We start from the raw sequence: 24,295 nt of genomic DNA on the forward strand, positions 1-24,295 counted from the left end.
CTTATTCGCTCTTCTCGCCAAACACGCCGCCGCGGATCAAAATCGCCATCACGTAATGCTGTTGATCTACCTCTGGCTTGTGCCCTTTCGTCACCCAGTTATCCAGCAGCGTATAAAAGTCCGTTTTCTCTTTCGGCTGGCGGCATGCAATACCGCGACTGGTGACTGAACCGTATGGCTCCACGGCAATCGCGCCGAGTTCGTCAACGCGTGGATGCCAGGTATCAATGGTTCGGACCGCATTGCCGATCTTCTGCGAGTGCATACCCGCAACGTTATCGACCTGATAAAGCAGGCGGCTCTTATCACTGTTGCTGTCGAGCACCAGCTCCTGCGATGGAAACACTTCCTGCCCGTTCCCCAGCAGAACGTTAGCGCTGACCTCGAGCAGGACATAGCTTTCACCGCGCATTCCTTTCTCAATTTCCCGGGAAAGCGTTTCTAGCTTCTCATCCTGGGTGGAGAAATCCCGCAGCGGATAGTCATGGGCGTTGAACGTCCAGGTCTCACTCCCCTTCTTCACCGTAATCTCGATTTTTTCTGCACCTATGCGGTTGCGCCACAGGAAGCGACCGTTCGCCAGGTTGGTGGCATAGCGGTGGGCCAGCACGCTAAACCCATGCTCGGCAATGTAACCTTCAATAACCTGCTGCAGGGCATCCTGATAGGCGCGATCGTTACAAACCGACGGCACAGAAAGGTTGCCCAGCACGCGCAGGGTGAATCTCACCTGGAGGGTATCGGCCTCTGCCGGCAGCGCCGCCACATCCACGCGCTGCAGGTTGGCTTTCTGGATTTCCGCATCCAGTTTCGTTGTGTCGTTAAGGAGCGCATTTTTCAGACGATTGGAAATCGTTCCGCGCACCGCCTTTTCCTGAAGCCGGATCGGCTGCCAGTCAGTTCCTTGCCAGTTCCCCGCATACATTACCGCGTCTGACGTTGCCAGCTTGCGTTCGAATGCCAGTACAGAAGCCGTTTTAACGGCAGTTGGAGCCTTTGCCATGTGATAGTCCTTTTTATGAATGTTGTTTTGCTGCCTGCGGCGCGTTGGCACCCTGGCAGTAGTAGCCGGTTTCCGTGGTGTGGTAGCGCCAGAAAATATCCTCCAGCGACGTAATGCGGTGCAGTCCACACCATTCGCCCACGCCATACACCGCTTCGGTAAAGGCAAACGGCGTCTGGTCGTCCCGGGCATGGGTCACCACCCCCGGCGCGTAGAGTTCAGAAATGCGCTGGTAACCCGTCATCAGCGGAACCAGATACCCCGGGTAGGGTTTGGGAACGCGCTGCCAGGCGGCTGGTTCACCTTCCTGGATATCGTCTTCTTCCAGCGTTTCAGCCTGGAATTTCAGGGCGGCAAAATCGAGCCAGGCGTCCAGCATGGTGGCCTGCGGGTTATCCTGGAGCAGGTTCTGATGATGCTCGCCAAGCCAGGCGCTGCGATCGCGCAGGACAAAGCCCGGCGTCAGCTGCCACTTCAGGTAAGCCAGCTGTTCATCCGTCGTCGGCTTATCCATAACCGCAATATCTTTAATGCTGACGATAATGCCGCCCGCCAGGCGCAGCGTCGGGCAACGCGCTTTCAGAAACTCTGCCAGCGCCTGCTGCCCGTAATCGCCGTTAAGGATTTCACCGTGACACTCCAGCAGCAGGGAGACGGTCATATGCATCCGGCCCTCTTCGTTGAAGGAGGCGGTTTTACCTTCGCGGGTCAGCGGGTTGCGCGTCAGGGCAAACTGATAGTCGCGGCCAGACGTGTGCGCGTGGATCTGATGTCCGTGGCTGACAACGGCACAGCCTTCCAGCGTCAACCCGTGCGTTTGCGTCAGGATGCGCGACAGCGCGTGGGTGAAACCTAAAAAGTGGGTGATGGCCGGAAAACCGTAAGTGATGCCTGCAATGGCGTTGGCGTTTTCAACGCGCACGTGGCGTAAAAGGATCAGCGTGCTCATTTCAGCGCCTCCCGGAGCATTTTTTCCGTTTCACGCAGATTGGTACGAAGCTTTTCGCGCGTCGCCCATTCCCGTTTTTCCACTGCACCAACGTCGGGTAAATTTTTACGCAAGCGAGTGTTCAGCCATATAGAAAAATCTGCGGCGACTTCTTCCAGCCAGTCGTCTTTATCCCGCTCTTTACGAAATGCCTCGTCGGTTTTGGTTCGCCACGGATCGAGCCAGAGCTGCTGGTGTGTTTTCAGCGTCGGGCATTTGAGCGTCCAGTTTTGCCATTCTTCACGCTGAAGTTCTGACACCACAAGAAACAGAAGATCGATAAGATCGTCGATGTAATTATCGCGTGCTTCACGGATGCGTCGATTGTTGTAATCCGTTGATCGCGTAAGTAGTGTTACCAGCCGCTGCACCGTCACATTTGCTCTGCGGTCAAACTGGCCACCCTCGGTAAATACCGAGCGCAAAGTTACCGGGGGTTTATCCGCACGCTTCCACTGCGGAGGCTGCGCCGAAAGCAGCCAGACCCGCCCGCCGCGCACGCTGTTCAGATAGGAGATATTCTGTGGCTTGGTACCGCCAAAATGCATTTCAGCGCTTTCAGGAAAGAGCACAAGAGGCTGCGAATGCCAGGTTTTCTCGCGTCGCGCTTTGCGGATGGCGTTTACATCGTCACCGAAACGAAACGCGATCATTTTCTGGTGGTAAGCATGCACCAGCGAGGTGGCAAAGAGAGGACTGAGGAGATGGTAATCGTCACCCACCGGGAAATAGTTCTGCTTTGCCAGCTTGTGCGAAGTGGGCTCACCGGGCGTGAGCGCACGGGAAAAACCGATAATCCATTCCTCGAGTTGAGCCGCATCCTCCGTGAAGGCAGCAAGCGGGCTATAGTCACCTCGTTTCAGGCAGGCAAGGAGCGAATCTCCTTCAACGCGGGTTTGCAGCAGCTTTGCGACGTCCAGCGCAGCGGCGTTCCCGACGGCATCCGGCTCGACGTCGTCTAACGCGGCGCTGCTGAGATAGCCTTCCTTCTGCGTCGTTTCACTGTACAGGCTGCTGCTTTTTGAATCCCCGTGCGTGAACTTCGCCGCATGGGTGACCAGGCTAATCTGCCCGGCTCGTCGTGCAGCATCGGTGAGCCACGTCTGCGGATCATAGCGAAGCTCAAGCTCCCTGCGTTCACTTGCCAGAGCTGCGCGATCCGCTTCGTCACGCTTTGCTGCTTCTTTATCAAACGCTTCCAGCTTCGTTTGCCGTCGTGCGGCAATGTATTCAGCAATAAAAGCGGTCAGTGCTTCTACAGACATACCTGCTCCTGACAATTTAGTAATAATCTCTGAAAACACCCAGAATCGGGTGGTATCGCCATTGTTCTATTGCATCCTCCTCTCCCGTTCTCACCGTTATCTCCCCATATCGCTTTGACACCGCCTCCAGCGCCATCTGATTTGCCTCGGCCTGCGCCAGCAATATCTCCTGATAGTCCACTGCAAACCACGGCTCCACGCCGGCGGCCAGCGTAATCTCCTGGCGTTCAAATCGCCCCGCATCTTTCAGGCCGCCGTTGGTCTGTATCAGACAAAAAGCGGGCTTGTCGTCTTCCTCTTGCATTCCCAGGTAAAACGTTTCCTGTGATGCCGATTGACGAAACGGCGTGCGCCGTTGCAGCTCGCCGCACCAGGTGAGCGGCAGTCTCCACCAGTGGGCAGCGATGGCCTCATTCTTGTCAGCGGCATCCAGCAGCGCGGCGCGCAGCCGGGTGTGTTCCTGAGCGGCAAATGCGTTATCCGCCAGGGCATCCGTTATTCGTGGTATGGCATTAATGGCGCAATACGCCGACGCGGGCAGCAGCGTCTGCAAATCATGATCGCTGAACGCGTGTTTTTCCGTTTCAAAACCCGGCTTGCAGTACGCAATACTCTCGCCGCGCAGTGCATTAATGTTGCGGTTCAGAATCACCAGATTTTCAGTCTCTGGCACTAACTGACGATGGCGCTGAATGCGGCCCGCGAACTGGATCAGCGAGCGCATGGAACTGGGTTCGATAATCCCCCAGTCTGCACAGAAATCGCGCCCGACTTCTAAAACAGAGGTCCCCAGCACCACAAAAAGATGGTGCTGGCAGGGCGATTCCAGCGCCTGTTTCACCTCGGGGAGCTGCCAGATACTGTCGGGATCGTGGCGCGTAAAGGCACTGTCCAGCCGGGCTTCAATATGCGAGCGCACCACCAGCGGGTGCCGCCCGTGATACACGCAGTAGTGGATGGAGGTATTTTCCGGTGCTGGCATGGTCATCAGCGCCTGCGCCACGGCCACCAGCGAGTTAATATTGGCCAGCCGTATCAGGCCGAATGAAACCCTTTTGCCGCTGTTATGCACGCTGTGGTGAGCATGGTGAAGTTCAGGCATGTACTGATGCAACGTTTTCGCGACCGCAGAAATCACCGCCTGCACATCGGGAGATTCAGGCTCGACGCGGGCAAGTTTCCCCCTGCGCAGAACGGGTTGTTGAGGAAGCTTTTTCAACCGCCCGGCGACAAACCGGGCGTGCGCCTGCTGAAACATCCCGCTATCAGCCACATCCTGGGACTGCGCGCCGTATTCATCAAACCAGGCGCAGCAAATATTCACAGGCCTGTTCGGTTCACCGCATGCCTGCTGATACGCTTCCCGCCCCGCCCGATAGGCCTCAAACAGGGCCTGCGTCAGCGCGGGCGGCAGCGTTGCAGACGAGAGCAGCACGCGTGAACCCAGCATCCCGGCCCAGTTAACCAGCCGGGAGAGCGCGTGCAGGTCGTCAATATCAAAATCATCAGGCTCGTCCAGCACCAGATCGCTGGTCATCAGGCGCAGCATCGCGGGGATCTGCCTGCCGCCGCGAATGCCTTCGGTGGCAGGCATCAGATGATCGATGGTGGTGACCAGCACCGGGGCACTCACCAGCCGGTTAAGCGCGGGCTCGGAAGAGAGCCATTGTTGCGTGATTCCCTGACACACGCTGCCTTCATAGTGAACGTACTGATGGCTGGCGAAAAATCCTTCGTCGCTGGCGCTATTGTCGTCCGGCTCTTCCTGCTTTTTCTGCTCTTTAAGCTGTCGTTCATAAAGTTCACGCACGGCAGCCGAACCGGTGACCACGGCAAGCGTGTCCTCATCCAGTCTCAGACGTTCGCGCAGCGCCTGCCCGGTTTGCAGCGTCAGGGTACGCAGGCCCAGTGCGATGCTGAAGCGGCAGCCTTCGTGCTCATCCGCCAGGGCATACATGATGCGGGCATTGGCGAAGGTCTTACCGCAGCCCGTAGACGCCATATTGATGCCAAAAAATCCCTGCGCTGCACTGCGTTCGCGCAGCGCCGACGCGACATCCCAGGCTCTGTTCTGCCACTGAAACCGCTCGCCCTTCGCCCGCTCGCGAAAGGTGTTGTGCCGCGCAATCGCAGGCAGCGAACGCCGCAGCCAGGGCAGCGATCGCCCCAGCAGCAGGGCGTGATGCGCCACGCCTGTGTTATGTTCATCCAGCTTTTGTTTTAGCTGAGTGGTGGCGCGATCGCTGTTGGCCCACAGATCAAGGTCTTGCGCCTGCCACTGGGCGCAGGGAGGTTGTGAAGAATAAAAGTGATCGGCCAGCATCAATGACAGACGGGCAAGGTGCGCGGTAAACAGATTGTCCAGCGTGCCATACTGGCGTAACGACGCTGCATGGCGGGCACGCCTGCCGATCTGCCTGGCTTTTTCACGCCAGACGGCGCTTTTAAACGGCGTACCGTTGGGGAATGTCCAGACGCTTTTTAAATCGCTGGCTTGCCACTTATGTTTCTCATTGATCTGATGATTGAGGGCGTTCCAGTGGACATTCAGTTGCCGATCAAGCCAGCCGTCACAGTACTGAAGGTTGGGTCTGGATTGCAGGGATTGCGGCAGGCGGTGATGAGACAGGATCAGCCATGTCACGATCCTCGCCAGCGGAGGCAGTCCCTTTAACGGACTGCCGTCCGTCAGCTGCGGCTCCTTGAGCATTGCTTTCAGCATTCGCGTTTCGTCGGCAGGCTTCAGGTGCTCAAGCGATGCCAGCCACGCCTCGTCGGTCTGCCCTGCGGCAAACCCCTGAAACAGCCGGGCTGAAATCCATTCATGGCGATAAGGCTGGCAGCGATAATCACTTTTACCCGTCAGGGTCTGCTGAAAGCATTTTCCCGCCTTACCAAAATCGTGAAACAGGCCGGCGATGGCGGCCAGCAGCGCAATACTTTCTGCGCAGTGCCAGTGATGTTCAGCTCCGCTTTTCAACACGTTGGACGTCGTGCGGTTTGTCGGCACGCGTCCCTGAGCGTTGAAGCGACGCAGGTTGCCCACGATCCAGAGCAATTCCGTCTCACCGCTTTTTTTAATCCAGTGACAGGCCACCGCGGTATTACGTCGCGCGTGTTTGCGCAATAATTTTCGCAGGGTATTGAGGCCATCAAGGGTTATGGGGGTTTGCCAGGCCGCGTCGCCGGTGCGTTCGGCAAACTGGTCAATAATCTGGCAGCTGATTTCACGGGCGCGTTTGGTACAGCGGGAGATAATCAGGACGTTCATTCTGCCACACCCGCCAGTGAGCAAGCCGTTTCCTGAAGCGTCGTGATCATGACGTCCAGCGCGTCGGCCTGCTGAAAGGCGTTGATACAGCGCTGGCGAAACTGCATGTTGTCTTCTCCCTGCATCGCCGCGATAAACGCCTGGGGCATCACCAGCGCATCTTTAATCAGATCCGCAAGATCGAAGACCAGCCCGCCCCGACGGGTTTTGCCGTGCATCACCGCCAGTCCGTAGGCCAGATAATTACCCTGGTCGAGAAACCGGTTAGCCATATCCACACCGCCACCGCGTTTTGCGCGACTAAAATCGCCGTAGCCGACCGCCTGGCTGACCTGTTTATAGAGGGATTTGGTGAGGAGCGCTTCTTTCAGCATCAACGAAGTATGATCGGCGGCGTCCGACATGCTCTCCCGGGCGCGCGCCAGAGACGCCAGCAGCCGGGTTTTGTCAGGCTGGAAAGCCTCTTCGCGCTGCATTTTCGCGCTCAGCCAGTGTTTCTCTATTTGCTGAAGCCGGATCATTTGAAACTGCTTTGCCGCCTGCAGCCGTTTTTCTTCGTTGAACCAGAATGAGACCCAGTTCTGGAGATACGCAGTGGGCCGATATTCGCTTTGCGGGCATAACCAGGAGACATCAATATCCACTTCGTTAGCGGAATAAAGCGGTGTGCCGTCTGTACCGCAAAAGCCCACCATCACCCCCGCCCGCGCAAATTCCCGCATGGCCATTTGGGTGACCGACGTCCCCATTCCCAGCATTACCGCCGTCGTATTCGCAATGGGGATGTTCCAGTAAAACGATTCTTTACCTTCCTGCGTGACATACTCTACCCGCCCACCGTTCACCTGAATGCGGCATTTTTCCAGGTAATAGATATTTGCACGTTTAGAATGAAGAATCGTTTTCAAATCTGAGGGGGTAATAGTTGGCTGCGACATAAAATACATCAAATGAAATATCAATGGCGTTTATGGTATCGGCATTTTGCAGGTCCTGGATGTGATCTATTTCAAATAAGTCGTGATGTTGACAGGTATTTTCGCACGCAACGGTCTAATTTTGTTATTAATCATTATTGGCATTCATATAAATAAATTATCCATACAAAATAAATATACGTACTTTTGTTTTTATATGGGTGTAATGAGTTGATGAATGATATTGAGAGGAATGATTAATTTCTTGATTGAATATATTATTTTTGGTGATGAATTACTGTTGGGAATTTGTAGGGATTTATGGGTTGTTTGCAGGGCGGTGAACTAGCGGTGCGGCGCACTGTCGGCTGGTTTACTTTAAAAGCTGCCTGTACGGCAGTGAACATAATGGTCGTTGTCGTCGCTGATAAACCGCCATTTCGAAGCTGCCTGTACGGCAGTGAACGCAGAATCGCAAACCGATGTCCTATTGTTCTGTTTCTAAGCTGCCTGTACGGCAGTGAACGCTGGCTGCCGCCAATAGGCTTTTAACTACGCTTTCTAAGCTGCCTGCACGGCAGTGAACTTTTTATTTCCTCATTTAACCCAGCAGTTCGCTTTCTAAGCTGCCTGCACGGCAGTGAACTCCAAAGCAACAGAGCGCGCCATCGCTTTACATTTCTAAGCTGCCTGCACGGCAGTGAACTCGTGTATCTGAATGAGCCATTCACCCTCAAACTTTCTAAGCTGCCTGCACGGCAGTGAACGATTTTGTATAGCGTTCTTGCAGCTCGTCCTGTTTCTAAGCTGCCTGCACGGCAGTGAACAATTTGTTTATGAGGTGTGCCATTTTCAATTCATTTCTAAGCTGCCTGCACGGCAGTGAACATCAAAAACGAGCGCGGAACCATTCAGCAGCATTTCTAAGCTGCCTGCACGGCAGTGAACTTCTTCTTTCTTGCCTCTGGTTACCTGATGGGTTTCTAAGCTGCCTGCACGGCAGTGAACGTTGTTGCCATCATGGGTATCGCTGTAACCATTCTTCTAAGCTGCCTGCACGGCAGTGAACGGTAGTGGATACGCTGCATGATGACAATCATTCTTCTAAGCTGCCTGCACGGCAGTGAACGGGCTAACAGGCTGGCTTTTACTTCCGGTGTCACTTCTAAGCTGCCTGCACGGCAGTGAACCTGAATATCGATACGCGCAATCTAAAATTACTCTTCTAAGCTGCCTGCACGGCAGTGAACACTACACGTTTGACGACGAGAATGACTCTCTCCTTCTAAGCTGCCTGCACGGCAGTGAACTGGAAGAGAACTCACTTATCCTATTGTTTAAGAAAAATAAAAGCAATATTCCTGCTTAAACCCCTTTTTCCAGCGCTCAAATAACCCAACCATAAATCAATACCTTACGAAAGGGATTAAAAAAAGGGTTTTTCCATTACGTCAGGAAGTGAAAAGTGTAAAAACCTCCATAATCCCCACCCCAGAAATATCCCCCTCACCTCGTTCCTTTTCTTTTATAGAAAAGGAGGCAGATGCGCGCAATATTACTGGCTTCTGTCCAGCCATAAAAAAACCGGGCTTTCACCCGGTTTTTAAGACTGATGTTTAAAATCAGTGAGCCGCTTCCGGCTTGTGCTTCGCCGCACTCTGGAAGTCGTAGGTCAGCTCATTCTTGGCCTGATCCAACGCTACGGTGACCTGGCCGCCGTCCACCAGCGAGCCAAACAGCAGCTCGTTCGCCAGCGGTTTCTTCAGGTTATCCTGAATCACTCGCGCCATCGGACGCGCGCCCATCGCACGGTCGTAGCCTTTCTCGGCCAGCCAGTTGCGGGCCTCCTGGCTGACTTCCAGCGACACGCCTTTCTGATCCAGCTGAACCTGCAGCTCGACGATGAACTTATCCACCACCTGATGGATCACTTCGGTAGAGAGGTGATCGAACCAGATAATGTTGTCCAGACGGTTACGGAACTCCGGCGTGAAGATCTTCTTGATCTCCTCCATCGCATCGGTGCTGTTATCCTGGTGGATCAGGCCGATGGATTTACGCTCGGTTTCACGTACGCCGGCGTTGGTGGTCATCACCAGCACCACGTTGCGGAAGTCCGCCTTGCGCCCGTTGTTATCGGTCAGCGTCCCGTTGTCCATCACCTGCAGCAGGATGTTGAACACGTCCGGGTGCGCTTTCTCGATTTCATCGAGCAGCAGTACCGCGTGCGGATGCTTGATCACCGCGTCGGTGAGCAGGCCGCCCTGATCAAAGCCCACGTAGCCCGGAGGCGCACCAATCAGACGGCTGACGGTGTGACGCTCCATATACTCGGACATATCAAAGCGCAGCAGTTCAATGCCCAGCGCTTTAGAGAGCTGCACCGTCACCTCGGTTTTTCCGACGCCAGTTGGGCCAGCGAACAGGAAGGAACCAACAGGCTTATGGTCATGCCCCAGCCCGGCGCGGGCCATCTTGATCGCTTCGGTTAAGGCCTCAATGGCTTTATCCTGACCAAAGACCAGCATTTTCAGGCGATTGCCGAGGGTGCGAAGCGTGTCGCGGTCGCTCTGAGAAACGCTCTTCTCAGGGATACGCGCGATACGTGCCACCACGGACTCAATATCGGCCACGTTAACGGTTTTCTTACGCTTGCTGACCGGCATCAGACGCGCACGCGCCCCTGCCTCATCAATCACGTCAATGGCCTTATCCGGCAGGTGACGATCGTTGATGTATTTCACCGCCAGCTCCACCGCCGCACGCACCGCTTTCGCGGTATAACGCACGTCGTGGTGCGCTTCGTACTTGGTTTTCAGGCCGTTGATGATCTGCACCGTTTCGTCGACCGACGGCTCAGTGACGTCGATTTTCTGGAAGCGACGCGCCAGCGCGCGGTCCTTCTCGAAAATGTTGCTGAACTCCTGGTACGTAGTGGAGCCCATCACGCGGATCTTGCCGCTGGAAAGCAGCGGTTTGATCAGGTTAGCGGCATCCACCTGGCCACCGGAGGCGGCACCTGCACCGATGATGGTGTGGATTTCATCGATAAACAGGATGCTGTTGGTGTCCTGCTCCAGCTGTTTCAGCAGCGCCTTAAAGCGTTTTTCAAAATCGCCACGGTATTTGGTGCCCGCCAGCAGCGAGCCGATGTCCAGCGAATAGATGGTGCAATCGGCAATCACTTCCGGCACGTCGCCCTGCACGATCCGCCAGGCCAGGCCTTCGGCAATCGCCGTTTTACCGACACCGGATTCCCCCACCAGCAGCGGGTTGTTTTTACGGCGGCGACACAGCACCTGGATCGCGCGCTCCAGCTCTTTGTCGCGGCCAATCAGCGGGTCGATACCGCCCACGCGAGCAAGCTGGTTAAGGTTGGTGGTGAAGTTTTCCATACGATCCTCCCCGCCTGCTTGCTCATCGGTGTTGTTAATCTGGTTGCCGGGATCGGATGCCTGATTCGGCTCGTCTTTTCGCGTACCGTGAGAGATAAAGTTCACCACGTCGAGTCGGCTGACTTCATGTTTGCGCAGCAGATAAGCCGCCTGGGACTCCTGCTCGCTGAAGATGGCGACCAATACGTTCGCGCCAGTCACTTCGCTACGCCCGGAAGACTGGACGTGGAATACCGCACGCTGCAACACGCGCTGGAAACTGAGCGTCGGCTGCGTGTCGCGCTCTTCTTCACTGGCTGGCAGCACCGGTGTGGTTTGTTCGATGAAGGCCTCGAGTTCCTGACGTAGCGCCACCAGATCCACGGAGCAGGCTTCCAGCGCTTCGCGGGCAGATGGGTTGCTAAGCAGTGCGAGCAGTAAATGCTCGACGGTCATAAACTCATGTCGGTGCTCACGCGCTCTGGCGAAAGCCATGTTTAAACTGAGTTCCAGTTCTTGATTGAGCATAGGCACCTCCCCCAATTTTATGCCTTATCAGGCTTTTTCCAGCGTACACAGCAACGGATGCTCGTTCTCCCTCGCATAATCGTTCACCATCGCCACTTTGGTTTCCGCCACTTCTGCCGTAAAGATGCCGCAGATGGCTTTGCCTCGATAATGAACGGTAAGCATCAGTTGCGTTGCACGTTCTACATCATAAGAAAAGAACTTTTGTAGCACGTCAATAACAAATTCCATCGGCGTGTAATCATCGTTCATTAACATAACTTTATACATAGATGGCGGTTTTAGCGCGTCGCGCACTTTATCTTCCGCCAGCTGGTCAAAATCCAGCCAATCGTTGGTCTTACCCATTTTGCATAACCACGTTGAATCTACCTCAGAAGTTAGATAACAATCATCTATTACTGTCATCCGCGATGTCTGTCACAAACCGCTGCAATAGCGTTAACTGCCTCAAATTTTGGTTGATTATTGTCCCAACTCCAGCGCCAAACGCTTGACGGCTTCTTTCGTTTATCTAAATTGTACAAGCGTGAGTTGGCGAGGTTTTGAACAGCCCCCACTCCACCACCGGTTCATTCCATCTTAATTTATAAGATTTACGAAGGATGTCGAAGCATGGAAATGGGTACTGTTAAGTGGTTCAACAACGCCAAAGGGTTTGGCTTCATCTGCCCTGAAGGCGGCGGCGAAGATATCTTCGCTCACTATTCCACCATTCAGATGGATGGTTACAGGACGCTCAAAGCCGGGCAATCCGTTCGGTTCGATGTACACCAGGGGCCAAAAGGCAATCACGCCAGTCTTATCGTGCCCGTAGAAGCTGAAGCGGTTGCATAGCGCTTAGTTTCATTGTGTACACCCTGCAGACAAAATGCCAGCCCGATCGGCTGGCATTTTTATTTTCGGGTTATTCCCGCGCCAGGGCATCCACCGGATCGAGCCGCGCCGCATTGCGTGCCGGTAGCCAGCCGAACAGGATGCCGGTAAAGGTTGAGCACAAAAACGCGGTGAGAATTGCCAGCGGCGAAAAACCAATCTCCCAGCCGGGTAAAAAGAGCTGGAGCGCGAAAGCAATCATCATCGACAGCGCAATGCCCATCGCGCCGCCCACCAGACACACCAGCACCGCCTCAATCAAAAACTGCTGCAACACGTCACTGGCGCGGGCACCCACCGCCATACGGATGCCAATCTCGCGCGTACGCTCCGTGACCGACACCAGCATGATATTCATCACCCCAATACCGCCGACGACTAAAGAGATCACCGCCACCAGCGTCAGGAACATCTGTAGAGTACGTGTGGTCTTTTCTGCCGTTTTCAAGATCCCGTCCATGTTCCAGGTGAAGAAATCTTTCTTCCCGTGGCGCAAAGTTAACAGCCGCTCAATCTGCTGCTCAGCAAGCGCGCTGTCGTAGCCCTCGTTCACACGAACGGTGATGGAGTTAAGCCACGACTGTCCCATAATGCGCCCGGAAATGGTGCTGTAGGGCAGCCAGACGCGCAGGATCTTGCTGCTGCCAAACATAGACTGCTTTTCTTCTGCCACGCCGATGACCGTGGCCGGCATATTTCCGACGAGGATCACTTCGCCCACCACGCTGGCCTTATCCGGGAACAGCTGCTTGCGCGAGTTGGCATCCAGCACCACCACCTGCGCCCTGCCCGCCAGCTGTTCGGCATTAAAGGTTGCGCCCTCGCTGAAGGTCATGCCGTAGACGTTGAAATAGTCCCCGCTCACGCCGTTTGCGCTGGCCGCGACGTCAATGTTGCCGTAGCGCAAACGCAGGTTCTGCGATACTGCAGGCGTCGCCGAGTTAACCCACGGCTGCTTCTGGAGCGCCGCCAGGTCGTCATATTTCAGCGCCTGCTGATTCTGCGGCTCGTCGTCACCAAAATCCTTGCCGGGATAGACATCAATGGTGTTGGTGCCAATCGCGCGGATATCCGCCAGCACCAGCTGCTTGGCGGCATCTCCCACCACCACAATCGACACCACCGAGGCGATGCCGATGATGATACCGAGCATGGTCAGCAATGTGCGCATCTTATTGGCCGCCATCGCCAGCCAGGCCATGGTCAGCGCCTCGCGAAATCCGCTGGAGAACTGTCCCCAGCCCGTTGAAACAGGCAGCGCTTCTTTCGGCGCGGCCGCTCTGGACGCACGCGGCGGCGGATTGCTGACCAGCTCGCCGTCGTGGATCTCAATAATCCGCTCCGCCTGCGCCGCCACCTGCGGATCGTGGGTAACGATAATCACCGTATGCCCCTGATCGCGCAGCTGGTGGAGGATCGCCATCACCTCTTCACCGGAATGGCTGTCGAGCGCCCCGGTGGGTTCATCCGCGAGGATCACCTGCCCGCCGTTCATCAGGGCGCGTGCGATACTCACGCGCTGCTGTTGGCCCCCGGATAGCTGCGACGGCTGATAGTCCACACGCTCCGCCAGCCCCAGCCGCGTGAGCAGCGCCTTCGCACGCTCCAGGCGTTTTTTGCGTTCCACACCCGCATAGACGGCAGGCACTTCCACGTTTTGCGCCGCACTCAGGTGCGACAGCAGATGATAGCGCTGGAAGATAAACCCGAAGTGTTCCCGACGCAGCTTCGCCAGCGCGTCGCTGTCCAGCGTCGAGACGTCCGTCCCGGCTACCCGATAGGTGCCGCTGGTCGGCTTATCCAGACACCCGAGGATGTTCATCAGCGTGGATTTGCCGGAGCCGGAGGCCCCCACAATCGCCACCATCTCGCCCGCTTCAACGCGCAGGGAGATGCCCTTGAGCACCTCCACCGGCCCGTCTCCGGAAGGATAGCTGCGACGAATATCATTCAGCTCAAGCAGCGCCGTCATTTAGCGGCTCCGGGTAAACTTTCGCTGATGACCACCTCTTCGCCCTCTTCCAGCCCTTTCTCGATCACCACGTCGGTATCGTTACGCGCGCCGATTGTGACCTCACGCTCGCGGGTCTCGCCGTTGCGCAGTACTTTAACCTTATAGCGGCGGTCGCCTGCCGCTTCACCCAACGCAGAGAGCGGAACGGTCAGCACGTTTTTCACGGCGGTCAGCTGGATATGCACCTGGGCGGTCATGTCCAGACGCAGAACGCCCTGCGGGTTCGGCACCTCGAAACGGGCGTAGTAGAAGATAGCGTCGTTAACCTTTTCAGGCGTCGGCAGGATATCTTTCAACACCCCTTCATAGCGGGTCTGCGGGTCGCCCAGCACCGTGAACCAGGCTTTTTGACCCGGCTTAAGATGGATCACATCCGCCTCGGACACCTGTGCTTTGACCAGCATCGTGCTCATATCCGCCAGCGTCAGAATGTTCGGTGCCTGTTGCGCCGCAATCACCGTTTGCCCCTGGAGCGTGGTGATCTGGGTCACTTCGCCGGCCATTGGCGCGACGATTTTGGTGTAGTCGAGGTTGGTTTTCGCCGTATCCAGCGAGGCCTGGTTGCGTTTGATCTGCGCGTCGATGGTGCCGATCTGCGCCTGTTTTACCGCCAGCTCGGTGGCCGCCGTGTCCAGATCCTGCTTTGAGATCGCCTGCGTTTTTGCCAGCGCCTGCTGGCGCGTCAGCGTGACCTGCGCAAGATTGCGCTCGGCCAGCGCCTGGCTACGCTGGGCGCGCAGCTCCATCAGTGTGGCTTCCACTTCACGGATCTGGTTTTCTGCCTGCTCCGGGTCAATTACCCCCAGAAGCTGGCCTTTCTTGACCTTATCGCCAATCTCGACCGACAGCGTTTTCAGCTGGCCGCTAACCTGCGCGCCGACGTCAACTTTGCGCAGGGCATCGAGCTTGCCCGTCGCCAGCACGTTTTGTTGCAGCTCGCCTGGACGAACGATCAACGTTTGATACTGAGGTACAGGCGCGTTAAGCACCTGCCATAGCCAGAATCCACCCGCTAATACCACTACCGCCAACAGCAGAAACAGTTTTCCGCGTTTTCCCTTGAGGTTCATAAATATTCCAAATAAATGTTCTGGCAATCATAACTGCTGATTCTATCTAAACCACTCGTCAACGAAACCCCCTCTTTCCTGACAACGTCGGAATTTGTTGACGAGATGTTGATAAATCCCCTGCTGAAATAGCGCTATTCCCTAAGAAGCAGGATCTATCATGTCTTCCATCGTCGATACACCTTATTCACACCTGCCACAACCCAAATCCGGCTGGCAGCTTTTCAAATGCCTGGCGCGCGGTACCCTCACTCCGGGCCTGGCGTGGCAAAACCCGGCCTATCGGCGTAAATTCCTGTTACGTTCGCTGACCACGCCTTTCAGCACCGCCCGGCTGCTGGCAGACCTGGCAAAGCAACCGCGTCTTATGCAAATGCTTCGGGTACAGCCCGGCCTGCCGTGCCGCCTGCATCGCCCGTGGCTGACCGTCAATATGGACCGCGCACGCGCGCTGGCGTCAATTAACTGGCACTATCAGGCCATGAGTCGTCATCTTCCTGCTGCGCTGCTCAACGGTTATCTGTCAAATCAGGGTGTGACGCTGCTGACCTTAACCGGTAAAGATGAACAGCAGTTTACCGTTCGCCTGTGCGCAGACGCGTTTCTGGATAAAGAAGGCGAAGCGACTCTCGCCTTTTGCGACCATCAACATACCGTGCTGGCCGAGATGACCTTCACGTTATGCGAGTTTAACGGAAAATCCACCCTCTTTATTGGCGGGCTTCAGGGCGCCAAAGCGCACGTCCCGCACGAGCTGATTCAGGGTGCGACCAAAGCCTGCCACGGGTTATTCCCGAAACGCCTGCTGGTGGAAGCGGCCATGACGCTTGGCGCGGCCTTCCCGGTAGAGCAGATTATCGCGGTGAGTAACGCCACCCATATCTATCGCAGCTGGCGCTACCGCAAGAAAAAAGAGGGAAAACTGCTGGCCGATTACGACAGCTTCTGGCGCTCGATTGGCGGCCAACCGCAGGACGACGGCAATTTTGCCCTGCCGCTGACCATGCCGCGCAAACCAATGGAAGAGATAGCGAGCAAAAAACGCTCAGAATACCGCCGCCGCTATGAACTGCTCGACAGCCTGATCGCCCAGGTGGCCCAGGCCAGCCGCAGTTAATCCGCTCTCCCGCGTGCCAGCCACAGCACGCGGGAGAACATTTTGCGCAGCAGCGTCGGCACCGACTCCACGCCGCGTCTTCCCGCTTCCGTTGCCACCTCAATCGCCAGATCCGGTTTTGACGAACGGTGAATGGCTTTGGCGATGACCCGACGCATATTCATCGGGACATCCACCGGCACCATGGCCACGCGGTGAAACACATCATCGAAACCCTGACGATACATAAAGTGTTCCATGTCCATCGCGGGCAGCGTGGTCAGATGATCGCGCTCTTCTTCCCGGTCATTGTTCAGCAAGCTGCGCACGGTGGAGGCGTACTTTTTCCCCGCCTCGTCACCGTCTACCAGCACATGCCACTGAATGCCCATCCGGCGGGCAAATTTAATGAGCGGTTTTAACCCGGACTGGGCAAACTCAATCACCTTGATCCCTTCGGCATCAAAATGATGACCGCACTGGCGCGCCAGCTCGTTGATCACCCAGGTCTCCGTTTCCCCTTCCACCAGCAGCCAGCAGCGCGCAAAAAGCGAGGAGGCGCGATTAAAGCGGATATGAAAGGCAATGCGCCGCCCGTCCTCGGCATTTAAGCCGCCCGGCCCCAGCCGGTAAGCGGAGACGCGGGATGACTCGCGCACCAGGCGACAGACGTATTCGACCGGCGTAAGGGAGAGCAGCTCCCCGGAGTTGGTGGTCGTGATGCGCTGGAGAGGCAGCAAATTGAGCAGATGCCACGCTACAGAGAGCATGATCGGATGCAGACGGGTTTCGGGGTCTTCCACCAGCAGCAGCGGCCGCGCATCGCGGTCCAGACGGACGGTGCCTTTCGCCTGCAGCAGCGTTGAGAACAGCCCCAGCAGAATAACCCGATGCGTGCGCCCGCCGGGCCTGTCGATCATCCGGTTGATGATATCCAGGTAGCGCCAGCTGCGTTGTTCATCGTGGGAGCGGCGGCGCATCAGCCGGTGGCGGGAAGGCGACATCCCCTGCTCGGAGAAATAGTGCTCCAGCAGCTGTACCATGGCCGAAAGCCCCTGGCGGATCTGCCCGTCGGTAAGATTCTGTGGCCGGGAGACCAGCTCGCGCGCCAGAAAATCCAGCTCGCGGGCGGTGACTTCAACGTCCGGCATATCCGGAACCGTGCCGTTGCGGATACGGCGCATAAAACGCGCGTCGCGCAACCGGAGCACGGGCATCAGCCGGTTCAGATGGCGGGCAAGTTCGTCAATATTCTCCAGGGGAATGGGGTTGCCTTTCTCATCCAGAAATTCGCGCAGGGTTAACACGCTGTCCGTCCCGGCCAGCTCCCCTTCCAGACGATAGAAAATGCGGTGATAGTCATCGGCGCACGGTACCCAGCAGGGCGACATGGGGCGGAACCTGCGCACGCGATGCCGCCCCGGCTCGGACTCACGGAAGGTCAGAATAATATGCAGGTGTTTCTCGCGGCCTGTCACATCGCCCGGCGGGAACCAGAAGTCATCATGAACAAAATGGTAGAGCTTTTCTTCAGGCGAAAGCAGCAGCGTCAGCGCGTCCAGCAGGCTGGATTTACCCCAGGCGTTCTCACCGATCAGGACGTTGTTCTGCTCAAGCTGCAGCGACAAACGGTTAATACCGCGAAACCCGACAATTTCCACACGTTCGAGAAGCATAAATCCCCCGCGAGATGGCCACTTTTTCCTTCAAGTTATCAGCAGTATAGCGGGATGCACGCTTTCGGAACACCGCAAGATATGAATAGTCTTGTCAAGAAATACCCATTGCCTGTGTAAGGTCAATCTGAAGCAAGGATTCACAACACCTTGCCTTAAATCAAATTAAACGAATTTATTTGAGTGGCGAAGGTATGGAATGGGTTTTTAAAATAGCGGCTCTTTAAATCGTCATCCTTTTTTGACGATATCCCCCGCGCGCGGCAATACGTGTGCGGTAGTTTATTATTTGAGGTGGTTATGTTTAGAAAATTGGCGGCAGAATGTTTTGGTACATTCTGGCTGGTGTTTGGTGGCTGCGGTAGCGCCGTTCTTGCAGCCGCATTTCCGGAATTAGGCATTGGTTTTGTCGGTGTGGCGCTGGCTTTTGGTTTGACCGTATTAACCATGGCCTATGCCGTCGGCCCTATTTCCGGCGGTCATTTTAACCCGGCGGTAACCTTAGGTTTATGGGCAGGCGGTCGTTTCCCGGCGAAAGATATCCTTGGTTATATTATTGCTCAGGTTGTGGGCGGTATTATTGCCGCCGCAGTGCTGTACGTTGTTGCCAGCGGTAAAGCGGGCTTTGACGCCGCAGCCAGCGGTTTCGCCTCTAACGGCTATGGTGCGCACTCGCCAGGCGGCTTCTCTATGCTGTCTGCAATTGTGATTGAGATTGTCCTTACCGCAGGCTTCCTGCTGGTGATCCACGGCGCAACGGATAAACACGCGCCCGCAGGTTTTGCCCCCATTGCCATTGGCCTGGCGTTGACGCTTATCCACCTGATCTCCATTCCCGTCACTAACACATCCGTTAACCCGGCGCGCAGCACCGCGGTCGCCATTTTCCAGGGCGGCTGGGCGCTTGAGCAGCTGTGGCTGTTCTGGGTGATGCCGATCGTCGGCGGTATTCTGGGCGGCCTGCTCTACCGCACCCTGCTGGAAAAACGCGATTAACGTTTTTCTCTTTCTCCCTCTCCCTGTGGCAGAGAATGCGTGTTTTCTCCCTCTCCCCGTGGGAGAGGGCTGGGGTGAGGGAATCAGACTGCAACGCGCGGTATTGTGCCGGGTGGCGGCTTCGTCTTACCCGGCCTACGGGTCCCACCCGGTTTATTTTTGTGGCTTTACTGGGCAGCCGTTATTGGGTAGTGTCTTTGGCGCTTAACAAATACCCCATAAGGACCGGCTGTTCATGTTTTCAGGACTCCTCATCATTCTTCTGCCCCTGATTGTGGGCTACCTCATTCCGCTGCGTCGTGAATCAGCCTTAAGGCTCATCAACCGTTTTCTCAGCTGGATTGTCTACGTTATTCTTTTCTTTATGGGGATCAGCCTGGCGTTCCTGGATAACCTGGCGACCAATTTACTTTCCATCCTGCATTATTCTGCTGTGACGGCAGTGGTTATTTTAGCCTGTAATATTGCCGCCCTCTTCTGGCTGGAACGATCTATTCCATGGAAAAATACCCACCATCAGGAAAAATTGCCGTCCCGTATTGCCATGGCGCTCGAATCGTTAAAATTATGCGGTGTCGTGGTATTGGGTTTTCTGCTGGGACTGACCGGATGGTCTTTTTTACAGCATGCCACCGAGGCCAGCGAATATACCCTGATTTTCCTGCTGTTCCTGATTGGCATTCAGCTGCGCAATAACGGCATGACCTTAAAACAGATTGTCCTTAATCGTCGCGGTATGATGGTGGCGGTGATCGTGGTGGTCAGTTCCCTGGTGGCGGGCGTCATTAACGCCTTTATTCTTGGCCTGCCGCTGAAAACCGGGCTGGCGATGGCCTCGGGGTTTGGCTGGTATTCGCTTTCCGGCATTCTGCTGACCGAATCGTTCGGCCCGGTCATTGGCAGCGCGGCGTTCTTTAACGATCTGGCGCGCGAGCTGATTGCCATCATGCTGATCCCCGGTCTGGTGCGCCGCAGCCGCTCCACCGCGCTCGGCCTGTGCGGTGCCACGTCGATGGACTTCACCCTGCCGGTCCTGCAGCGTTCAGGTGGCCTTGAGATGGTCCCTGCCGCCATCGTACACGGGTTTATTTTAAGCCTGCTGGTCCCTGTTTTGATGGCCTTTTTCTCCGCCTGATCGTCACGAGGCGGCCGATTCAGGCCGCCAAAATTGCGCTAAATCAATATCCCTCTATTTTGTAGAAGAAACCCCTTTTCTCCGCTGTGGCACAGGCATAACCTTAAACATGTATATCAAATATAACTTTAACAGGTGTGATTATGTTTTGTGTGCAATGTGAACAAACCATCCGTACTCCGGCAGGCAATGGCTGCTCCTGGGCGCAGGGGATGTGCGGTAAAACCGCCGAGACGTCAGACCTGCAGGATCTGCTGATCGCTTCCCTGCAAGGGCTTTCCGCATGGGCATTCAAAGCCCGCGAATACGGTATTATCGACCACTACGTCGACAGCTTCGCGCCACGCGCATTTTTCTCCACGCTGACCAACGTTAACTTTGATTCTCCTCGCATCGTCGGCTATGCCCGCGAAGCCATTGCCCTGCGTGAAGCGCTGAAGGCCCAATGCCTGAACGCCGACGCAAGCGCGCGCGTGGATAACCCAATGGCCGAGCTGCAGCTGGTGAGCGACGACCTGGGCGACCTGCAGCGTCAGGCGGCGGAATTTACCCCGAACAAAGACAAAGCGGCGATTGGCGAGAACATTCTTGGCCTGCGTCTGCTGTGCCTGTACGGTCTGAAAGGTGCCGCGGCCTATATGGAACATGCGCACGTTCTCGGCCAGTACGACAACGACATCTATGCCCAGTACCACAAAATCATGGCATGGCTCGGCACCTGGCCTTCCGACATGAACGCTCTGCTGGAGTGCTCAATGGAAATCGGCCAGATGAACTTCAAGGTGATGAGCATTCTGGATGCCGGTGAAACCAGCACCTACGGCCACCCAACGCCAACCCAGGTCAACGTTAAAGCGACCGAAGGCAAATGTATCCTGATCTCCGGGCATGACCTGAAAGATCTCTACAACCTGCTGAAGCAAACCGAAGGCACCGGCGTTAACGTCTATACCCACGGCGAAATGCTGCCTGCACACGGCTACCCGGAGCTGCGTAAATTCAAACACCTGGTCGGGAACTACGGCAGCGGCTGGCAGAACCAGCAGGTTGAATTTGCCCGCTTCCCTGGCCCAATCGTGATGACCTCTAACTGCATCATCGACCCTACCGTGGGCGCGTATGATGACCGCATCTGGACCCGCAGCATCGTCGGCTGGCCGGGCGTGAGCCACCTCGAAGGCGACGATTTCGGCCCGGTTATCGCCCAGGCGCAGCAGATGGCTGGCTTCCCTTACAGCGAAATTGAACACCTGATCACCGTGGGCTTTGGCCGCGAAACCCTGCTGGGTGCGGCGGATTCCCTCATCGACCTGGTGAGCCGTGAAAAACTGCGCCACATCTTCCTGATTGGCGGCTGTGACGGCGCGCGCGGCGAGCGTAACTACTTCACCGATTTCGCCACCAGCGTACCGGATGATTGCCTGATCCTGACGCTGGCGTGCGGGAAATACCGTTTCAACAAGCTGGACTTCGGCAACATCGAAGGCCTGCCGCGTCTGGTCGATGCCGGTCAGTGTAACGACGCCTACTCAGCCATCATTCTGGCCGTTACACTCGCAGAGAAACTGGGCTGCGGCGTGAACGACCTGCCGCTGTCACTGGTGCTCTCCTGGTTCGAGCAAAAAGCGATTGTCATCCTGCTGACCCTGCTCTCACTGGGCGTGACCAACATCGTGACCGGCCCGACCGCGCCTGGCTTCCTGACGCCGGACCTGCTGGCCGTGCTGAACGAGAAATTTGGTCTGCGTTCCGTGACCACCGTTGAAGAAGATATGAAAGAGCTGCTGAGCGCGTAAGGAGAGATTCATGACCATGCCAACCTCACAATGTCCGTGGCGGATGCAGGTTCATCACATCCATCAGGAGACGCCGGATGTGTGGACGCTGTCACTGCTGTGCCATGACTACTATCCGTATCGTGCAGGTCAGTATGCGCTGGTCAGTGTCCGCAACTCTGCGGACACCCTGCGCGCCTACACCCTCTCCTCCACGCCGGGCGTGAGCGAGTACATTACGCTTACCATCCGTCGCATTGATGAGGGTGCAGGTTCCGAATGGCTGACCCGCGACGTGAAGCGTGGGGATTACATCTGGCTTTCAGACGCGCAGGGCGAGTTTACCTGTGACGACAAAGCCGATGATAAATTCCTGCTGCTGGCCGCCGGCTGCGGCGTGACGCCCGTAATGTCAATGCGCCGCTGGCTGGCGAAAAACCGCCCGCAGGCCGACGTGCAGGTGATCTTCAGCGTCCGCTCGCCAGACGATGTGATTTTTGCCGAGGAGTGGCGTAACTACCCGGTCACGCTGGTAGCGGAAAATAACGCTACCCACGGTTTTGTCTCTGGTCGTTTAAGCCGGGAATTGCTGCAAAGCGTGCCGGATATTGCCTCCCGCACCGTGATGACCTGCGGCCCTGCGCCGTACATGGATATCGTGGAAAAAGAGGTTAAAGCGCTGGGTGTGACCCGCTTCTTTAAAGAGCAGTTCTTCACGCCTGTCGCCGAAGCGGCAACCAGCGGGATCAAGATCACTAAGCTGCAACCTGCGCAAACCTTCTTTGGCCGCGTGGGCACCACGCTGCTGGAAGCGCTGGAAAGCAACAAGGTGCCGGTAGTCGCGGCCTGTCGCGCTGGCGTGTGCGGCTGCTGTAAGACGAAGGTGGTTTCCGGCGAATATACCGTGAGCAGCACCATGACGCTGACGGACGCAGAAATCGCCGACGGTTACGTGCTGGCCTGCTCCTGTCATCCGCAGGGCGATCTTGTCCTCGCATAAAACGTAAAGGTTCGCTCACAGGCCCGGTAAGCGTTAGCGCCACCGGGCTTTTTTGTCGGGTGGCACTGCGTTTACCCGACCTACGGGGAGTGTGGTGGGGATTTATAAGCTGCTTGTGGGGCAGTGAACGCCAACTCGAACGGCGTGATCTCCGTCTTCAGTTTCTAAGCTGCCTGTACGGCAGTGAACCGTAGACTGCCGAAAAGTCGATGTCCGGCTCCTTTCTAAGCTGCCTGTACGGCAGTGAACATATTAAAGGGGCCAGTGTTTTCCCGTTCGATTTTCTAAGCTGCCTGTACGGCAGTGAACCAAAAGCAAACTGTAGGGATGCGCACAACATATTTCTAAGCTGCCTGTACGGCAGTGAACGGCCAAAAATATGACTCTGAGATCCTCTCTTCTTTCTAAGCTGCCTGTACGGCAGTGAACTCAATAAAGTGCGCGCAGAAATTGCCGCTACTTTTCTAAGCTGCCTGTACGGCAGTGAACCCAGCATAAGTCCCCACAAACTAGACGTGTGCTTTCTAAGCTGCCTGTACGGCAGTGAACTCCCAGCCGAGGCTGTAACTGTTCGCGATACATTTCTAAGCTGCCTGTACGGCAGTGAACCTGGCCGACTCGTTATCAGCGGAGGGCGTAATTTTCTAAGCTGCCTGTACGGCAGTGAACTTTTTCCTCTTTTCACAAAGGGATCGCAATATTTTCTAAGTTGCCTGTACGGCAGTGAACAAAAGAGAATGAGAACAGCAGAAGCCGCTAACTTTCTAAGCTGCCTGTACGGCAGTGAACTCTTCGAAATCGCTGTACTTCACGGCTTTACGGTTTCTAAGCTGCCTGTACGGCAGTGAACGAAATCGCAGTGGCGATGTTGCTCGGTCACTCTTTCTAAGCTGCCTGTACGGCAGTGAACTTGGTCTACCCGTTGGGCTTAACAGTGCCTTTTTTCTAAGCTGCCTGTACGGCAGTGAACTTCGACGCGCAGCCAGGTGATTGCCACGAACTTTTCTAAGCTGCCTGTACGGCAGTGAACCTGCACGCGCTCGAGTCGGGGCATACTATGCTATTTCTAAGCTGCCTGTACGGCAGTGAACTTCGAAGGCCGATGGCGACATGTCACTCGCACTTTCTAAGCTGCCTGTACGGCAGTGAACTCCACGTCCCGTTAATGTAGTTGTAAGTTAAATTTCTAAGCTGCCTGTACGGCAGTGAACGTGATAGCGATTCTGGGGATAGCGGTATCGCTTTTCTAAGCTGCCTGTACGGCAGTGAACGCTGACTTGGTTGGCGACGCGGTGCCGGGAATTTTCTAAG

16 protein-coding genes and 2 CRISPR repeat arrays (1 of these 18 cut by a window edge) are annotated in these 24,295 nt (G+C 56.0%); of the genes, 6 read left to right on the top strand and 10 right to left on the bottom strand.

Features of this window, described 5'->3' with window-relative positions; genetic code table 11:
• Position 1: 1 nt before the first annotated feature.
• The 7 genes from csy3 to clpS all read right to left on the bottom strand — a co-directional run bounded on the left by csy3 (position 2) and on the right by clpS (position 11,694).
• On the bottom strand, positions 2–1,003 hold the full coding sequence (gene csy3, locus ACWKX3_RS08280) for a type I-F CRISPR-associated protein Csy3 (RefSeq protein ID WP_454541578.1): 1,002 nt from the start codon (positions 1,001–1,003) through the stop codon (positions 2–4).
• 13 nt (positions 1,004–1,016) lie between these two features.
• A complete protein-coding gene (csy2, locus tag ACWKX3_RS08285; protein ID WP_454541579.1) occupies positions 1,017–1,952 on the bottom strand; it encodes a type I-F CRISPR-associated protein Csy2 in 936 nt (311 codons plus the stop codon).
• Positions 1,949–3,256 (bottom strand): type I-F CRISPR-associated protein Csy1, encoded by a 1,308-nt coding sequence (csy1, locus tag ACWKX3_RS08290; protein WP_454541580.1) that lies wholly within the window; start codon positions 3,254–3,256, stop codon positions 1,949–1,951. Before csy1 ends, csy2 begins: the two co-directional genes overlap by 4 nt.
• Before the next feature lie 16 nt (positions 3,257–3,272).
• Positions 3,273–6,527, bottom strand: coding sequence for a type I-F CRISPR-associated helicase Cas3f (gene cas3f / locus ACWKX3_RS08295; protein ID WP_454541581.1), 3,255 nt, complete (start codon positions 6,525–6,527; stop codon positions 3,273–3,275).
• A complete protein-coding gene (gene cas1f / locus ACWKX3_RS08300) occupies positions 6,524–7,465 on the bottom strand; it encodes a type I-F CRISPR-associated endonuclease Cas1f (protein ID WP_454541582.1) in 942 nt (313 codons plus the stop codon). The genes cas3f and cas1f overlap by 4 nt, the downstream gene beginning before the upstream one ends.
• A gap of 356 nt (positions 7,466–7,821) precedes the next feature.
• Positions 7,822–8,754: a CRISPR direct-repeat array (repeat unit 28 nt; unit sequence TTTCTAAGCTGCCTGCACGGCAGTGAAC).
• Between the two features lie 312 nt (positions 8,755–9,066).
• Positions 9,067–11,346: an ATP-dependent Clp protease ATP-binding subunit ClpA gene (gene clpA, locus ACWKX3_RS08305; protein WP_058609246.1), complete on the bottom strand. Its 2,280-nt coding sequence runs from the start codon at positions 11,344–11,346 to the stop codon at positions 9,067–9,069.
• Between the two features lie 27 nt (positions 11,347–11,373).
• Positions 11,374–11,694: an ATP-dependent Clp protease adapter ClpS gene (gene clpS / locus ACWKX3_RS08310; protein ID WP_006174393.1), complete on the bottom strand. Its 321-nt coding sequence runs from the start codon at positions 11,692–11,694 to the stop codon at positions 11,374–11,376.
• Positions 11,695–11,961: 267 nt separating this feature from the next.
• On the opposite strand from clpS, the gene cspD reads away from it, so the two are divergent.
• Positions 11,962–12,183 carry a cold shock-like protein CspD gene (gene cspD, locus ACWKX3_RS08315; protein WP_006174390.1) on the top strand — a complete coding sequence of 74 codons (222 nt, stop codon included), beginning with the start codon at positions 11,962–11,964 and terminating at the stop codon, positions 12,181–12,183.
• Between the two features lie 70 nt (positions 12,184–12,253).
• On the opposite strand, the gene macB is transcribed toward cspD, so the two are convergent.
• Positions 12,254–14,194, bottom strand: coding sequence for a macrolide ABC transporter ATP-binding protein/permease MacB (gene macB / locus ACWKX3_RS08320; RefSeq protein WP_006174388.1), 1,941 nt, complete (start codon positions 14,192–14,194; stop codon positions 12,254–12,256).
• Positions 14,191–15,306: a macrolide transporter subunit MacA gene (gene macA / locus ACWKX3_RS08325; RefSeq protein WP_006174387.1), complete on the bottom strand. Its 1,116-nt coding sequence runs from the start codon at positions 15,304–15,306 to the stop codon at positions 14,191–14,193. The genes macB and macA overlap by 4 nt, the downstream gene beginning before the upstream one ends.
• A gap of 160 nt (positions 15,307–15,466) precedes the next feature.
• Between macA and ACWKX3_RS08330 the strand changes: the two genes are divergently transcribed.
• Positions 15,467–16,423: a VirK/YbjX family protein gene (locus ACWKX3_RS08330; protein WP_454541583.1), complete on the top strand. Its 957-nt coding sequence runs from the start codon at positions 15,467–15,469 to the stop codon at positions 16,421–16,423.
• Here the strand turns inward: ACWKX3_RS08330 and ACWKX3_RS08335 are convergent.
• Entirely contained in the window at positions 16,420–18,078 is a 1,659-nt protein-coding gene (locus ACWKX3_RS08335) for an ATP-dependent endonuclease (protein ID WP_006174385.1), read from the bottom strand. The genes ACWKX3_RS08330 and ACWKX3_RS08335 overlap by 4 nt on opposite strands.
• A gap of 300 nt (positions 18,079–18,378) precedes the next feature.
• Between ACWKX3_RS08335 and aqpZ the strand changes: the two genes are divergently transcribed.
• From aqpZ to hcr, 4 genes are all read left to right on the top strand, one after another.
• Entirely contained in the window at positions 18,379–19,074 is a 696-nt protein-coding gene (gene aqpZ / locus ACWKX3_RS08340; protein WP_088207582.1) for an aquaporin Z, read from the top strand.
• Positions 19,075–19,309: 235 nt separating this feature from the next.
• A complete protein-coding gene (locus tag ACWKX3_RS08345; protein WP_006174379.1) occupies positions 19,310–20,209 on the top strand; it encodes a lysine exporter LysO family protein in 900 nt (299 codons plus the stop codon).
• A 143-nt stretch (positions 20,210–20,352) separates the two neighbouring features.
• A complete protein-coding gene (gene hcp, locus ACWKX3_RS08350) occupies positions 20,353–22,005 on the top strand; it encodes a hydroxylamine reductase (RefSeq protein ID WP_088207584.1) in 1,653 nt (550 codons plus the stop codon).
• 10 nt (positions 22,006–22,015) lie between these two features.
• Positions 22,016–22,984, top strand: a complete 969-nt coding sequence (gene hcr / locus ACWKX3_RS08355) for an NADH oxidoreductase (RefSeq protein WP_088207585.1) — start codon at positions 22,016–22,018, stop codon at positions 22,982–22,984.
• Positions 22,985–23,085: 101 nt separating this feature from the next.
• A CRISPR array of direct repeats spans positions 23,086–24,295; the repeat unit is 28 nt; unit sequence TTTCTAAGCTGCCTGTACGGCAGTGAAC (it continues 320 nt past the right edge of the window).

It is taken from the genome of Enterobacter sp. UPMP2052, assembly GCF_053709675.1.

What these genes read in the sequence shown, in the direction of transcription:
- csy3 (WP_454541578.1), bottom strand. Translation starts at nt 1,003, where the DNA reads ATGGCAAAGGCTCCAACTGCCGTTAAAACGGCTTCTGTACTGGCATTC.
- csy2 (WP_454541579.1), bottom strand. Translation starts at nt 1,952, where the DNA reads ATGAGCACGCTGATCCTTTTACGCCACGTGCGCGTTGAAAACGCCAAC.
- csy1 (WP_454541580.1), bottom strand. Translation starts at nt 3,256, where the DNA reads ATGTCTGTAGAAGCACTGACCGCTTTTATTGCTGAATACATTGCCGCA.
- cas3f (WP_454541581.1), bottom strand. Translation starts at nt 6,527, where the DNA reads ATGAACGTCCTGATTATCTCCCGCTGTACCAAACGCGCCCGTGAAATC.
- cas1f (WP_454541582.1), bottom strand. Translation starts at nt 7,465, where the DNA reads ATGTCGCAGCCAACTATTACCCCCTCAGATTTGAAAACGATTCTTCAT.
- clpA (WP_058609246.1), bottom strand. Translation starts at nt 11,346, where the DNA reads ATGCTCAATCAAGAACTGGAACTCAGTTTAAACATGGCTTTCGCCAGA.
- clpS (WP_006174393.1), bottom strand. Translation starts at nt 11,694, where the DNA reads ATGGGTAAGACCAACGATTGGCTGGATTTTGACCAGCTGGCGGAAGAT.
- cspD (WP_006174390.1), top strand. Translation starts at nt 11,962, where the DNA reads ATGGAAATGGGTACTGTTAAGTGGTTCAACAACGCCAAAGGGTTTGGC.
- macB (WP_006174388.1), bottom strand. Translation starts at nt 14,194, where the DNA reads ATGACGGCGCTGCTTGAGCTGAATGATATTCGTCGCAGCTATCCTTCC.
- macA (WP_006174387.1), bottom strand. Translation starts at nt 15,306, where the DNA reads ATGAACCTCAAGGGAAAACGCGGAAAACTGTTTCTGCTGTTGGCGGTA.
- ACWKX3_RS08330 (WP_454541583.1), top strand. Translation starts at nt 15,467, where the DNA reads ATGTCTTCCATCGTCGATACACCTTATTCACACCTGCCACAACCCAAA.
- ACWKX3_RS08335 (WP_006174385.1), bottom strand. Translation starts at nt 18,078, where the DNA reads ATGCTTCTCGAACGTGTGGAAATTGTCGGGTTTCGCGGTATTAACCGT.
- aqpZ (WP_088207582.1), top strand. Translation starts at nt 18,379, where the DNA reads ATGTTTAGAAAATTGGCGGCAGAATGTTTTGGTACATTCTGGCTGGTG.
- ACWKX3_RS08345 (WP_006174379.1), top strand. Translation starts at nt 19,310, where the DNA reads ATGTTTTCAGGACTCCTCATCATTCTTCTGCCCCTGATTGTGGGCTAC.
- hcp (WP_088207584.1), top strand. Translation starts at nt 20,353, where the DNA reads ATGTTTTGTGTGCAATGTGAACAAACCATCCGTACTCCGGCAGGCAAT.
- hcr (WP_088207585.1), top strand. Translation starts at nt 22,016, where the DNA reads ATGACCATGCCAACCTCACAATGTCCGTGGCGGATGCAGGTTCATCAC.